This is a genomic window from Streptomyces sp. NPDC041205, assembly GCF_055591765.1.
On the sequence record NZ_JBVIZH010000005.1, the window covers coordinates 92,587 to 106,348 of the forward strand.

Annotated in this window: 11 protein-coding genes; 6 read left to right on the forward strand and 5 right to left on the reverse strand. The window is 74.4% G+C overall.

Annotated elements, in window-relative coordinates:
• The first annotated feature begins 101 nt into the window (after positions 1–101).
• The 3 genes from ACZ6BG_RS22975 to ACZ6BG_RS22985 all read left to right on the forward strand — a co-directional run bounded on the left by ACZ6BG_RS22975 (position 102) and on the right by ACZ6BG_RS22985 (position 2,937).
• Positions 102–791 (forward strand): response regulator, encoded by a 690-nt coding sequence (locus tag ACZ6BG_RS22975; RefSeq protein ID WP_469004325.1) that lies wholly within the window; start codon positions 102–104, stop codon positions 789–791.
• Between the two features lie 185 nt (positions 792–976).
• Positions 977–2,407, forward strand: a complete 1,431-nt coding sequence (locus tag ACZ6BG_RS22980; protein WP_469005219.1) for an ATP-binding protein — start codon at positions 977–979, stop codon at positions 2,405–2,407.
• Complete coding sequence (locus ACZ6BG_RS22985; protein WP_469004327.1) at positions 2,404–2,937, forward strand: hypothetical protein; 534 nt, start codon at positions 2,404–2,406, stop codon at positions 2,935–2,937. The genes ACZ6BG_RS22980 and ACZ6BG_RS22985 overlap by 4 nt, the downstream gene beginning before the upstream one ends.
• Before the next feature lie 23 nt (positions 2,938–2,960).
• Here the strand turns inward: ACZ6BG_RS22985 and ACZ6BG_RS22990 are convergent, their stop codons facing one another.
• The 3 genes from ACZ6BG_RS22990 to ACZ6BG_RS23000 all read right to left on the reverse strand — a co-directional run bounded on the left by ACZ6BG_RS22990 (position 2,961) and on the right by ACZ6BG_RS23000 (position 6,068).
• Complete coding sequence (locus ACZ6BG_RS22990) at positions 2,961–4,187, reverse strand: Cmx/CmrA family chloramphenicol efflux MFS transporter (RefSeq protein ID WP_469004330.1); 1,227 nt, start codon at positions 4,185–4,187, stop codon at positions 2,961–2,963.
• A 123-nt stretch (positions 4,188–4,310) separates the two neighbouring features.
• Positions 4,311–5,411: a GNAT family N-acetyltransferase gene (locus tag ACZ6BG_RS22995; protein ID WP_469004334.1), complete on the reverse strand. Its 1,101-nt coding sequence runs from the start codon at positions 5,409–5,411 to the stop codon at positions 4,311–4,313.
• A gap of 9 nt (positions 5,412–5,420) precedes the next feature.
• A complete protein-coding gene (locus ACZ6BG_RS23000) occupies positions 5,421–6,068 on the reverse strand; it encodes an HD domain-containing protein (RefSeq protein WP_469004337.1) in 648 nt (215 codons plus the stop codon).
• 222 nt (positions 6,069–6,290) lie between these two features.
• On the opposite strand from ACZ6BG_RS23000, the gene ACZ6BG_RS23005 reads away from it, so the two are divergent.
• Positions 6,291–6,971 carry a maleylpyruvate isomerase family mycothiol-dependent enzyme gene (locus tag ACZ6BG_RS23005; RefSeq protein WP_469004339.1) on the forward strand — a complete coding sequence of 227 codons (681 nt, stop codon included), beginning with the start codon at positions 6,291–6,293 and terminating at the stop codon, positions 6,969–6,971.
• A gap of 52 nt (positions 6,972–7,023) precedes the next feature.
• On the opposite strand, the gene ACZ6BG_RS23010 is transcribed toward ACZ6BG_RS23005, so the two are convergent.
• A complete protein-coding gene (locus tag ACZ6BG_RS23010) occupies positions 7,024–7,974 on the reverse strand; it encodes a hypothetical protein (protein ID WP_469004341.1) in 951 nt (316 codons plus the stop codon).
• Between the two features lie 145 nt (positions 7,975–8,119).
• Between ACZ6BG_RS23010 and ACZ6BG_RS23015 the strand changes: the two genes are divergently transcribed.
• Positions 8,120–10,465 carry a heavy metal translocating P-type ATPase gene (locus ACZ6BG_RS23015; protein WP_469004343.1) on the forward strand — a complete coding sequence of 782 codons (2,346 nt, stop codon included), beginning with the start codon at positions 8,120–8,122 and terminating at the stop codon, positions 10,463–10,465.
• 210 nt (positions 10,466–10,675) lie between these two features.
• Positions 10,676–11,365, forward strand: coding sequence for a copper homeostasis protein CutC (locus tag ACZ6BG_RS23020; RefSeq protein ID WP_469004346.1), 690 nt, complete (start codon positions 10,676–10,678; stop codon positions 11,363–11,365).
• A 58-nt stretch (positions 11,366–11,423) separates the two neighbouring features.
• On the opposite strand, the gene ACZ6BG_RS23025 is transcribed toward ACZ6BG_RS23020, so the two are convergent.
• Positions 11,424–13,472, reverse strand: a complete 2,049-nt coding sequence (locus ACZ6BG_RS23025; RefSeq protein WP_469004348.1) for a HelD family protein — start codon at positions 13,470–13,472, stop codon at positions 11,424–11,426.
• Positions 13,473–13,762 lie beyond the last annotated feature (290 nt).

The following is a 13,762-nucleotide window of genomic DNA, read 5'->3' on the forward strand; positions in this document are numbered from 1 at the left end:
GTCCATGGCCGCATGATGAGCACGTAACAATGCGCGAGAACGCCCGTCCTGGCCCCCGCGACCGGCCTGAACAGGGCAAACCCTCGCGCATAATCGGCCGCATGGCCCATGTACTGCTGATCGAGGACGACGTGTCCGTGCGTGACGGCATGGAACTGGTGCTGCGCAGGCACGGCTACGACGTCGCCACGGCCGCCACCGGTGAGGACGCCCTCGCCCTCCTCGCCGACCCGGGGGGCACGGCCGTCGAACTCGCCGTGCTCGACCTGATGCTGCCCGGCATCGACGGCTTCGAGGTCTGCCGACGGCTGCGCGAGGGCGGCTCCACGGTGCCCGTGATCATGCTGACCGCGCGCGGCGACGACACCGACATCGTGCGGGGCCTGGAGGCGGGCGCCGACGACTACGTGGTCAAGCCGGTGACCGCGCCCGTCCTCGAAGCGAGGATCCGGGCGGCGCTGCGCCGGGCCGAACCCTCCCAGGCGGCACGCGGCGAGGACCACGCGGGCCTCGTCATCGACCGTGCCGGGCTCACCGTCGCCAAGCGCGGCGCGCCGATCGCCCTGCCGCCCACCGAACTGCGCCTGCTCCTGGAACTCTCGGCGTCCCCGGCGCACGTCTTCAGCCGCGAACAACTGCTCCAGTCCGTGTGGGAGCACGGCTTCCTCGGGGACTCCCGCCTCGTGGACGCGGCGGTGGGCAGGCTCCGCGCCAAGATCGAGGACATTCCGGCGCGGCCGCGCTACATCCAGACGGTACGGGGCTTCGGCTACCGGTTCGGGCCGGTGTGAGGGTGGTCCGCCGCAAGGAGCGGGCGCGGGAGCGGAAGTGGGCGCGGGAGCGGGCGCGGGGGCCGGAGGCCGGGGGTGCCGCAGGCGGCCGTACCGACGCCGGGCCCGGCGACTCCCGCCGCCGAGCCGCCCCGCCGAGCCGCCCCGCCGAGCCACCCCGCCCCCGAGGCGGCCCCCGTGGCGCGCTGCGGCGCCTCGTCGGCCTCCGTACCCGCCTCGTCGTGGCCTTCGTCCTCATCGCCCTGGTCAGCGCGGTCACGGCGACCGCGCTCGCGTACCGCGAATCCCGTACCGCCGTCCTCGAACGCAAGCAGGACGCGGTGCGCACCGCCTTCAAGAACCGCGTCGAGCAGGCCGCCGCGGACTTCGACGTCCCCGCCGACGAGGTGGCCCTGACCCGCTTCGCCACCACCGTCGCGGACGGCCTCGGCGACGACGCCGTGGTCGTGGCCCGCTACCGCTCCCTCACCGTGTCGTCCGACGCGTCCGCCGACCGCTCGCGGATCACGCCCGCCCTGCGCCAGGCGGTGCGCGCCCACAACCGCATGAGCTTCCAGCGGGTCGACCGCGACGGCAGCCCCTACCTGGTCGTGGGCACCCCCGTCACGTTCGACGGCGCGGCACCTTCGGGCCTCGACGCCTTCGCCGTCACGTCGCTGCGGGCGGAGAGCGAGGCGACAGCCGGTGTCCTGGACGCGGTGCGGGGCGGCATCGTGCCGGTGGTGCTGCTCGCCGCGGTCCTCGCGCTGCTCTCCGCCGGTACGGTCCTTCGTCCGGTACGCGAACTGGGCCGTGCCACGCGCCGCCACGCCGCCGGAGACCTCACCTCCCGGGTACGCGTCCGGGGCCGCGACGAACTCGCCGACCTGGCAAGGGACTTCAACAAGACCGCCGACGCCCTGGAGGCGTCCGTCGCCGAACTCCGCGAGCAGGACGCGCGGGCCAAGCGCTTCGTCGCCGACGTCTCGCACGAACTGCGCACCCCGCTCGCCGCGATGACGATGGTCGCCACCGTCCTCGACGAGGACGCGGACGCGCTGCCGCCGGACTCGGCCCACGCGGCCCGCACCGTCAGCGAGGAGACGGCACGGCTGTCCCGGCTCGTCGAGGACCTGATGGAGATGTCCCGCTTCGACTCGGGCGCCGCCCGCCTCAACCTCACCCCCACCGACCTCGCGGAAGCCGTCTCCGCCTCGCTGTCCCTGCGGGCCCTGACCGACCGCGTACGCACCGAACTGCCCCCCGGCGTCCGGGCGATGGTCGACCGCCGCCGCGTCGACGTGATCGTGGCCAACCTCGTCGGCAACGCCCTGCGCCACGGAGCGCCCCCCGTGACCCTGACCCTCGCCACCGACCCGGCGGGCGACTGGCTGACCGTCGAGGTGGCCGACCGCGGCCCCGGCCTCCCGCCCGAGACCCTCGCCCACGTCTTCGACCGCTTCTACAAGGCCGACTCCGCACGCACCCGCTCCGAGGGCAGCGGCCTGGGCACCGCCATCGCCCTGGAGAACGCCCGCCTGCACGGCGGCACGATCGAGGCGGCCAACCGCCCGGACGGCGGCGCGGCGTTCACGCTGCGGCTGCCGTGGCGACGCCCGAGGGAGGACCACGCGTGAAGCCCACGACCAAGCGCGCGTCCCTCGCCCTGGCGGCTCTGGCCGCCGTACTGCTCACCGGCTGCGGAGTCCGCCCCACCGGCGTCCTGGACGGCGGCGAGGCACCCGGGGGCCTCACCAAGGGCCTGCGCCTCTACTTCGTCTCGCAGGCGGGCCGCCTGGAGGGCGTCGCCCGCCCCGGCATCCCGGCGTCCCGGGTCACGGACCCCAAGACCGTCATCAAGTACCTCCTGGTCGGCCCGGTGGACTCCGAACGCGACGCCGGACTCACCACCTTGCTGGGGCGGGACGGCAGCTACGACGCCACCGTCGACGACGACAGGGTCACCGTCCACATCCCAGCAGGAGCACTTCTCGGCTCCCCCGTGGAGAACCGCAACCTCAAGGGCCAACTCGTCTGCAGCATCGCAAGGGCCCGAGCGATGGCCGACGCCAAGGGCACGACCCGGACGGACGACATCCGCATCACACTCCGCCCGAGGGCCGACGCCCGCCCGGGAACGTACGTGTGCTCGGACTTCCTGAAGTGAACAAGTGGCGTCAGTGAGCGATTTCAGCCCCTCCGGCGCTTGAGGAGCGGGGGCCTGGGGGCGGAGCCCCCAGCTTCGGGAAGGGGCGGGATCGGGGAGCTCTCGGCAGAGCCCCGCACCCGCACGGACACCGCAACAGTCGCCAACGCCAACGTGGTGAGCCCAGCCCCCGCCCAAGCAGCCGACTCATACCCCCACCCCACATCGATGACGGTCCCCCCGAGCCACGGCCCCGCCGTGTTCCCCAGGTTGAACGAGGCCGTGGCGGTGGCCCCCGCGAGGGTGGGCGCCGCGGCCGCGACCTCGAAGACGCGGGCGTTGAGCGCGGGCCCGGTATAGAAGGCGGACACCCCCAGCAGAAACGCAAGAATCACCGCGGCGACGGCACTCGCGGAGAGCAGCGCGAGGGAGCCGAGAAACACGGTGGACGCGGCGATCCCACTGAACAGCACGGTGAAGAGCCGCCCATCCGTCACCCGCCCCCCGATCGCCGTACCGATCAACGCCCCCACCCCGAACAGCGCCAGCACCCCCGGCACCCAGCTCTCCCCGAGCCCCGCGACATCGGTGAGGAGCGGAGCGAGATAGCTGAACGCGCAGAACACCCCGCCGGCGGCGAGCGCGACGACGGCGACGGCGAGCCACACCTGCCGGTCGCGGTAGATGACGAGTTCGCGCCGCAGGACGGGCTGTTCGGCGGGCGGGGCGATGCGCGGGACGAGCAGGACGACGCCGACGAGGGCGAGCGCGGAGGCCCCGGCGACCGCCCAGAAGGCGGAGCGCCACCCGAAGTGGTCGCCGAGGAAGGCGCCCGCGGGCACGCCGAGGACGTTCGCGAGGGAGAGGCCGCCGAGCATGACGGCGATGGCCCGCGCCCGCTGTGTCACCGGCACCATCGCGACGGCGACGGCCGCGCCGACGGCCCAGAACCCGGCGCAGGCGAGCGCGCTGACGACGCGGGACGCGAACAGGACGGCGTACGAGGGGGAGAGGGCGCCCGCGATCTGGCCGAGGCCGAAGACGCTGATGAGGGCGATGAGGGTGGCTCGGCGCGGCAGCCGCAGGGTGGCGGCGGCGAGCAGCGGGGCGCCGACGACCATGCCGATGGCGAACGCGGAGATCAGCAGTCCGGCGCGCGGCACGGAGACGTTCATGTCGTCGGCGACGGCGGGCAGCAGCCCCGACAGCATGAACTCACTGGTGCCGAGCGCGAAGACGGCGACGCCGAGGGTGTGGACGGCTATGGGCATGCGAGAGGGCACGTTTTTCGCCAACGCGTTCGGGGGTGTGGGCATTCCCGCTGTTGGGCGGGCCGGTCGACGGGGATGTGGCCGGGCGCGGTCAGGCGTCGGCCGGGGCGTGGCCGGGCGCGGTCAGGCGTCGCGCGGGTGCTCGAAGACCACCGCGTCCTCCCGATCGGCCGCGCGGCTGAACCCGGCACGGGCCAGGACGCCGTGGGAGGCGGTGTTCCCGACGTCGGAGAGGGCGCGCAGGCCCCGGACGCCGGTGTGGTCGGGGTGGGCGAGGGCCCAGGCGGTGAGCGCGCGCAGGGCCCGCGTGGCGTAGCCGTTGCCGCGGGCCGCGGGGACCAGGCTGTAGCCGACCTCGGCCCAGCCGTCCTCGCCGGGCACGCCGTGGAAGCCCATGGCGCCGACGGCGCGCTGGTCCTCGGCGCGGACGACGGCGAACATGCCCCACTCGGGGCGGTGCGTCCCGGCGGCGTACGCCTTCGCGGTGCGGTCGGCCGCGCCGCGCGTGCCCCCGGACGGGCCGTCGTCGGCCCAGGCGAAGCCGCCCGTGCCGCCCCCGGCGATGTCGGCGGCGGCGTCCGGGGACACCTCGACCAGGTCGACGGGGCCCGCGGGCAGCAGCAGGGGGTTGTGCCAGCGCCAGCGGTCCAGGCGGGCGTGGCCCTCGCGGGTGCCGCGGCCGGTGGCCCACAGCAGGACGCACCAGTGGTCCTCGCCGTCGTGGGCCGGGGGCACGTTCGGGAACAGGCGGGAAAGGAGGGCCTCGCACAGGTCGGCCGGGGGTGCGTAGGCGACGCCGAAGGCGCGCAGGACGTCGTAGGTGTGCAGGAGCAGCTCCGCGACGCCCATCGCGGCGAAGCCGGTCGCGTCCGCGCTGCCGGACGGGTAGGGGTGCCAGCCGCGCACGCCCCGCGGCGTGGTCCGTGCGACCGCCGCGAGCAGGCCCGCCGTCGCCTCCACGACGCGCACCGCGCCGTCCGCGTCCGTGCCCTCCTCCAGGCGCATCTCGACGGGGACGTACGCGCCGGTGCCCGCGGTGCGGCCGGTGAGCTGGGTCGCGTACGCCGTGAAGTCCTCCGCGATGTGCTGCGCCGTGTCCAGGCAGCTCCACTCCAGGTCGCCCGCGGGGACCGTCCAGTCGTACTCCGCCGTCGCCACCGCGCGCAGCGCCGCCACCGCGTGTGCCGTCGCCTCGTCGATGCGTTCCCCGCCGTTGAAGAGCATGGCGCGAGGCTACGTGAGCAGGTCCAGTTCCGTCGTCAGGTTTTCCCTGGCCAGGGGCTCCCAGTGGGTCGCTCCGTACTCCGTGCGGAACAGGCGGGGCAGGGCGAGGAGTTGGCGCAGGACGTCCGCCCGGCCCGCGCGGAACGCCTCGTCGGGGACGAAGGCGTACTCCTCGCGGACCGCCGCCGCGTAGGCGGCGTACGCGTCCGGGGGCGCCGCGAGGATCGCGAGGTCCGCGTCGCACAGGACCTCGCCGTTCGCGTCGCCCTCCGCCGGGTCGTGGGTGGTCGTGAGGCGGACCAGGCGGGCCACCTCCGCGGTCGCCTCCGGGGGCAGGCCCGCCTCCGGCAGGGCCCGTTCCGCGAGGCGGGCGCTGCGTTCCTCGTTCTCCGAGCGGTCCGGGGCGTAGACCGCGTCGTGGAACCAGGCGGCGAGCCGCACCAAGTGCGGGGTGTCCGCGTGGGGGTGGAGGGTGTCGATGTGGTTCAGGACGGCGAGCAGGTGGTCCGTGGTGTGGTACCGCCGGTGCGCCTCGCCCCACCGTGCGATCAGATTCTCCCCGTACGCCTCCGGGTCGGGCCCCGGCCCCGTGCCCCGCGCCCCGACCAGCGCCTCCCGCCAGCGGGCCCGGAGCCCTTCGACATCGTCTGCAGCCATGCCCCGACCCTAGCGGCGCTCCCCACCGCACCCCCGATCGCGCTCCGCGCTCGTCCCCAACCGCCGGACGGGCTCCCTCCCACCCACCCGCCCAACCCTCCTACGGACCGGCCAACACCCCGGCACTCCCAGCCCGCCCGGAGGGCGAGGCGCGCCGTCCGGCCGGGGCGAAAACGTTCCTGGACGTTGCCTTTCGGGGCAACGCCCGCTTGGCTGGCCGCCATGACGTACGACGACGCGAACACGCCCGACGAAGCGTACGAATCCGACCGGCCAGGTCGGCTCCTGCGCACGGAGCGGGACGCCCTCATCCCCCTCCTCCGCTCCGCCGCCGACGAGGCGTTCGCGATCCCCACCTGCTGCCCCGGCTGGACCGTCCGAGACGTGCTCGCGCACTGCTCGGCCGCCCTGAGCCGAGTGATCGAGAGCCGCTTCGAGGAGGGGGTGTTCACCGCCGAGGGCAACGACCGGGACATCGCCGAACGCGCGCACTGGCCCACCTCCCGCATCGTGGACGAGCTGGAGCACGGCATGACCAACGCGGGCGCGGCCATCGCCGCGTCGAAGGGCCTCTTCGACGGCGTCGCCCTCGGCGAGTGGGTGCACGCGGGCGACGTACGGGACGCGTGGGGCCTGCCGGGCGCGTACGGCGGCGCCGGCCTCGCCGACGCGCTGCCGCTGCTCATCGCGTTCAGCAAGCAGTCCGAGGCCCCGCCCCTGCACGCGGACCTCGACGGCTACGACGAGCCGTTGTTCCTGGGCGTGACGGACGGCAGCCGCCCGCCCGCCCGGTACATCGGGGACGCCCCGACGCTGGTGCGCCTGTACGCGGGCCGCCCCCTGTCCGACGCGAAGTTCGAGCTGGCGGGGGCGACGCAGGAGGAGTTGAGCATTTTCAGCTGAGGCTGAGGCTGAGGCTGAGGACCGGCAGGTCAGGCAGGTCCGGTGGGGCGGGTCAGTGGCCGTGGGGCGACTCGGTGCCGGTCCCCGCGTCGTGGGGCTCCGCCCCGCCCGCCCGCACCGTGAACGCCGCCGTCCGCACCACGCCCTCGTGCCGGAAGTCCAGGAACAGGCGGTACGCCCCCGCGCTCGGTGCGGTCGCCGTGAAGGACACCTCGGGGCCGGGCTTCGTGGCGCCGTCGCCCGGTTCGCCGTTCGGGTGGACGTGGAGGTAGGCGAGGTCACCGGCGCGCAGCGCGACGAGGTGGCCGTAGGCGCCGAGGTAGGGCTGGAGGTCGGTGACCGGCTTGCCGTCGCGGGTGACGCGGAGGGTCACCTCGCGGGGCTTGCCGGGGGTCAGCCCGCCGGTCAGCCGCACTTCGTAGCCGTCGGGAGCCTTGGCCGTCGCGGTCGCGGTCGGCAGCTTCCCGGGGGCGTACGGGCCGGTCACGGCCAAGTCGGTGCCGAGGGTGACCTTCGCGTCGGCGCCCCGGGGCGTGAAGTCCGCGAACACGCGGTAGTCCCCGGCCTTCGGCAGCGTCGCCGGGACCGACCAGGTGCCGTCGGCGGCACGCGCGGGGTGCAGGTGGCGGTAGGTCGTCAGGTCCCGTGAGGCGAGGATCAGGTGCAGCTCCTTGCCGTGGTCCTTCTTGTACGTCTTCAGGGGCGCCCCCGAGGACTCCTTCAGGACGGTGAAGCGCAGGTCGGTGCGCTCGCCCGCCTTCGCGCGCGGGGTCCTGAGGTCGAGCGCGTACCCCTGGTCGGAGACCTGCAGCCCGGCCGGTGCGGCGGCCGCGCCCGCGGGCTTCTCGTGCCCGCCGCCGTCCTTCCCGTGCCCCCCTTCGCTCTTCTCGCTGTGCGCCGCGGGCTTGCTCACGGTGTCGACGTTCGTGCCGACGCCGTACGCGGCGGTGAAGGCGGCCGCTACGGCCGCGGCGTACGCGGTGATCCTCAGTCCGGTCTTCATGTCGACGACGATACCCCCTGGGGGTATGAAGTCAAGCGGTTGCCCCTCAGGGGATCTGCTTGCGTCTGGATACCCCCCAGGGGTATACATGGACTCGTAAGCGATACCGGGCCCGGGTATGCCGGGCAGGAGGAGAGCGGCTGACATGTCGACCACGCAGTCCACCCGGCCCACCGGCTCCCCGCAGGCGGCGGGGACCACGGAGGTAGAACTCTCCATCGGCGGCATGACCTGCGCCTCGTGCGCGGCCCGCATCGAGAGGAAGCTCAACCGCATGGACGGCGTGGCGGCGACCGTCAACTACGCCACCGAGAAGGCCAAGGTCGCCTACGACGGCGACGACATCGCCGTGGCCGACCTGATCGCCACCGTCGAGGCCACCGGGTACACCGCCAAGGAGCCCGCCCCGCCGAGCGCGGAGCCCGGCGGGGGAGGGGAGGGCGAGGCGGGCGGTGAGGATGCCGACGCCGCCGCGCTGCGGACGCTGCGGGAGCGGCTGATCACCGCCGTCGTGCTCTCCGTGCCCGTCATCGCGATGGCGATGGTCCCCGCGCTCCAGTTCGAGTACTGGCAGTGGCTGTCCCTGACGCTCGCGGCGCCCGTCGTGACGTACGCGGCCTGGCCCTTCCACAGGGCGGCGGTCACCAACGCCCGGCACGGCGCGGCCACCATGGACACGCTGATATCGGTCGGTACGTCGGCGGCGTTCCTGTGGTCGCTGTGGGCGCTGTTCTTCGGCTCGGCCGGGACGCCCGGCATGACGCATGCCTTCGAGCTGACCATCGAGCGCAGCGACGGCGCCGCGAACATCTACCTGGAGGCCGCCGCCGGGGTCACCGCGTTCATCCTCGCCGGGCGCTACTTCGAGGCCCGTTCGAAGCGGAAGGCGGGGGCCGCCCTGAAGGCGCTGCTCGAACTGGGCGCCAAGGACGTCACCGTGGTGCGGGACGGGCGGGAGGAGACTGTTCCGGTCGGCGAGCTGAAGGCCGGTGACCACTTCCTCGTCCGGCCCGGCGAGAAGATCGCCACCGACGGGCGCGTCGTCGAGGGCTCGTCCGCCGTCGACGCCTCCATGCTCACCGGCGAGTCCGTGCCCGTGGAGGTCGCCCCCGGCGACGCCGTCACCGGCGCCACCCTGAACGTCGGCGGCCGCCTCGTCGTCGAGGCGACCCGCGTCGGCGCCGACACCCAGCTCGCCCGGATGGCGCGGCTCGTCGAGGACGCGCAGAACGGCAAGGCCGCCGCCCAGCGGCTCGCCGACCGCGTCTCGGGCGTCTTCGTGCCCGTCGTCATCGCGCTCGCCGTCGCCACGCTCGGCTTCTGGCTCGGCAACGGCGCGGGCCTGACCGCCGCGTTCACGGCCGCCGTCGCCGTACTGATCATCGCCTGCCCGTGCGCCCTCGGCCTCGCCACGCCGACCGCGCTCATGGTCGGCACCGGGCGCGGCGCCCAGCTCGGCATCCTGATCAAGGGCCCGGAGGTCCTGGAGTCCACGCGCCGCGTCGACACGATCGTCCTGGACAAGACCGGCACGGTCACCACGGGCCGGATGACGCTGCTCGCCGCGCACGTGGCCGAGGGCACGAGCGAGGACGAAGTCCTGCGGCTCGCGGGCGCGTTGGAGCACGCTTCGGAGCACCCGATCGCCCAGGCCGTCGCGGCGGGCGCTGCCGAGCGGGTCGGCGCGCTGCCGGTGCCGGAGGACTTCGCGAACGTCCCCGGGCTCGGGGTGCGGGGGATCGTCGAGGGGCACGCGGTCCTGGTGGGCCGTGAGCAGTTGCTGGCCAATGGGGTCTCCCCTGCTCGAGCGGAGTCGAGAGCTCGGGGAAGGGCCATGGAGCTGCCGGAGGACCTGAAGCGGGCCAAGGGCGAGGCCGAGGCGGCCGGGCGTACGGCCATCGCGGTCGCCTGGGACGGCGAGGCGCGGGCCGTCCTCGAAGTCGCCGACGCCGTCAAGGAGACCAGCCCGGAGGCCATCCGCCGCCTGCGCGACCTCGGCCTCACGCCGATCCTGCTCACCGGCGACAACACCGCCGTCGCACGCAGCGTCGCCGCCGAGGTCGGCATCGCGCCGGAGCACGTCATCGCCGAGGTGCTTCCGCAGGACAAGGTCGACGTGGTCAAGCGGCTCCAGGGCGAGGGGCGTTCGGTCGCGATGGTCGGCGACGGCGTCAACGACGCGGCGGCGCTCGCGCAGGCCGACCTCGGGCTCGCCATGGGCACGGGCACGGACGCGGCCATCGAGGCGGGCGACCTCACCCTCGTCCGGGGCGACCTGCGGGCCGCGGCCGACGCCATCCGGCTCTCGCGCCGCACCCTCGGCACCATCAGGTCCAACCTGTTCTGGGCCTTCGCGTACAACGTCGGCGCGCTGCCGCTGGCCGCGGCGGGGCTCCTGAACCCGATGATCGCGGGCGCCGCGATGGCGTTCTCGTCGGTCTTCGTGGTCGGCAACAGCCTGCGGCTGCGGGGCTTTCAGCCCTTGAGCTGAGGCCCGCGGCCACCAGGACGCTCCGCGGTGCCGCGGAGCGTCGCATGGCCTGATCAACTCGGTGCGTGGCCTGATCACCCCGGTGCGGTTCGATTCGCGCCGGGGTGATCTGCGCGTACCCTGGTAATTGGACTAGACCTGTGTTTCTGTAGTCGGCGCTCCGCACGACGTCAGCCCACAGCCGGCCCCGACTCCAGAAGGAAGACATCCATGAGCAAGCGCGCGCTCCTGGAGGTGATCGCCCTCGACGCCGAGGACGCGGTCGCCGCCCAGGCCGGAGGTGCGGACCGCCTAGAGCTGGTCACCGACATGGCCGCGGACGGGCTCACGCCGTCCGTCGCGACGTTCACGGAGATCCGCTCCTGCGTCGACATCGCGCTGCGCGTCATGCTGCGGCTCGCCGACGGGTTCGCCGCCGGGGACGTGGCCGTGCTGGCGCGGCGTGCGCGGGAGTTGCGGGACGCGGGGGCCGACGAGTTCGTCCTCGGGTTCCTCGACGAGGCGGGCGGCGCGGACGTCGCCGCCGTCGACGCGGTCGTGGAGGTCCTCGACGGGTGCCGGTGGACGTTCCACCGGGCCATCGACCGGGCCGCCGACCGGGACGCCCTGCGCAAGCAGCTCGCCGACCTGCCCGGACTCGACACCTACCTCACCGCCGGTGCCGCCGCCGGTGTCGACGAGGGCCTGCCCACGCTCCTCGCCGAGGCCGCGCGCTCCGGGGAGCCGGGGTACGAGCCCCGCGTCCTGGTCGGCGGCGGCCTCCGCCTCGACCACGTGCCGGGGCTCCGTGCGGCCGGGCTCGACGCCTTCCACATCGGCGGGGCGGCCCGGCCCGACGGGTGGGACGCGCCGGTCTCGGCGGAAGCCGTCTCGGCCTGGCGGCGGGCGCTGGACGCCTGATCCGTCCCCGCCGCGGGTCAGGCCGACCGGCACGCTCCGGCTCCGGCCGACCGCCACGTCACGCCGTCGCCAGCACCTCGGGCAGCGGCGTCGAGTGCAGCACCGTCAGCCCCGACACCGCCCGCGTCAACGCCACGTACAGGCGCCGCAGGCCGGTGCGCTCGTCGGGCTCGGCGGCCACCACCGCCGCGGGCTCGTCCAGGACCACGTAGTCGTATTCGAGGCCCTTCGCCAGGGACGCGGGGACGAGGGTGAGACGGGTGTCGGGGGTGGTCTCCTCGCCGGGGGACAGGTGGGTGACCCCGGCCTCGGCGAGTGCCGCCGCGAGGGCGGGGACGCGGTGGTCGGCGGCGATGAGGCCGATGGACCCCTCGTGGCGGAGGGACTCGGCGCAGGCGGCGAGGGCGGCCGCGTCGGGGTCGTCGACGTGGCGTACGGACAGGGAGCCGGGGGACTGGCGCACCGAGCTGACCTCGGCGAGGCCGGGCGCGATGGCGGGCAGCAGCCGCGAGGCGTACGCGATCACCTCGCGCGGCACGCGGAAACCGGCCGTCAGCTCCTCCACCACGGCGTCGGACTTGCCCAGATGGGCCAGCGCCTCGTCCCAACTCGGCGTGGCCCACGGCGTGGTGCCCTGCGCGAGGTCGCCGAGCACGGTCACGGACCCGGTGGTGCAGCGCCGCCCGACGGCCCGGTACTGCATCGGGGACAGGTCCTGCGCCTCGTCGAGGACGACATGCCCGAGCGAGTGCGTACGGGCCACCAGGTCCGCCGCCTCGTCGATCAGGACCGCGTCCGCCGCCGACCACTTGGCGCTCTTCGGCGTACGCGGCGCCTTCGCCCAGAGCACCGCCTTCTGCTCCGCCTCCGAGAGCAGCCCCTCGGCGTGCTCCGCCAGGAACTCCGCGTCGCCCAGCAGCCGCAGCACGAGCCGCGCCGGATCCACCTGCGGCCACACCGCCTTGACGGCCGCCTTCACCGCCGCGTTGCGCGCCACCGCGTCCTGCACCCGGTCGTCCGGCGCCTCCCCGGACCGCTCCATCTGCACGAGCACGGCGTGCGCGACGCGCTGCGGCAGGGCCTCGCGCGCGGCCCCGTACCGCATGTCGCGGGCCAGCAACTCCCCGACGATCTCCTCGAACTCGTACGCCGGTACGCGCCAGCGCCGCGACCCGCGCACCACCACGATCGCCTCCCTCGGCATCGTGACGTGCGACCGCAGCGCCCGCCGCAGCACCTCCGCCATCCGCGCGTCGCCCTTGACCAGGGCGGCCTCCGGCTCGTCCGTGCCGCGCACCTCGACATGCGCGACGAGGTCGGCGACCGTCGCCTGCCGCACCTCCAACTCGCCGAGCGCGGGCAGCACTTGCTCGATGTAGTGCAGGAAGGAGCGGTTCGGCCCGATGACCAGCGTGCCGGTGCGGGCGAGCCGCTCCCGGTGGGCGTAGAGGAGGTAGGCGACCCGGTGCAGGCCGACCGCCGTCTTGCCCGTGCCGGGCCCGCCCTGCACGCACACGGAACCGCCGAGGCCGCCGCGCACGATCTCGTCCTGCTCCGGCTGGATCGTCGCGACGATGTCCCGCATCGGGCCGACGCGCGGCCGCTCGATCTCCTCCTGGAGCAGCCTGCTGACCTGCTCGGCCTCGGTGGTGTCCGTCAGGTGCTCGTCCTCGTACGCCGTGAGGTCGCCGCCGGTGTAACCGAACCGGCGCCGGAGGCCGACGTCCAGCGGGTCCTTCTTCGACGCGCGGTAGAACGGCTGCGAGACGGGTGCGCGCCAGTCGATGACCATCGGGTCGCCGTCGGCGTCGTGCACGTGCCGCCGCCCGATGTAGAACCTCTCCCCGTCGGCCCCCTCGGCCTGGTCCGCGCCGGGCGCGTGCAGGAAGTCCAGCCTGCCGAAGAACAGCGGCGTGTGCGAGAGGTCGGCCAGGGCCTTGATGCGCTCGTCGATCTGGCCCTGCAGTACCTCGGCGTTGACCCAGTTCGCCGTCACGTCCCGGATGTCCAGGGACTCCGCGTCCTCGCGCATGGCGCGCAGCGCGGCACGGGACGCGGTCAGGTGCGCCTGTTCGCGGGCAAGGGGGTCTGGGGGCGCGGCGTTCACGGGGGCCTCCGGCGGCGGGTGCGGGATGTGCTCGGTGCGTGGCTCAGGGCCGCCGGTTTCCGGCCGGGCGGCGGCGCTCCAACAGGGCGGGAGGCGGGAAGGGGAAATCTTAGTTACGGGGGTGGGGCGGGCCAAAGGGTTTTTCGGCGGGGTGGGGGCCGGCTTTCCGCCGGGGTGCCGGGGCGGGGCAGGGGGGCGAGGGGAGAGAAGGCACGGGGGCGCGGGGCCAGGGAAGCGCCGAGGGCGGCAAACCCTGACGCACCCCCGAGAAAACCCTGAGGGCGGTCGTC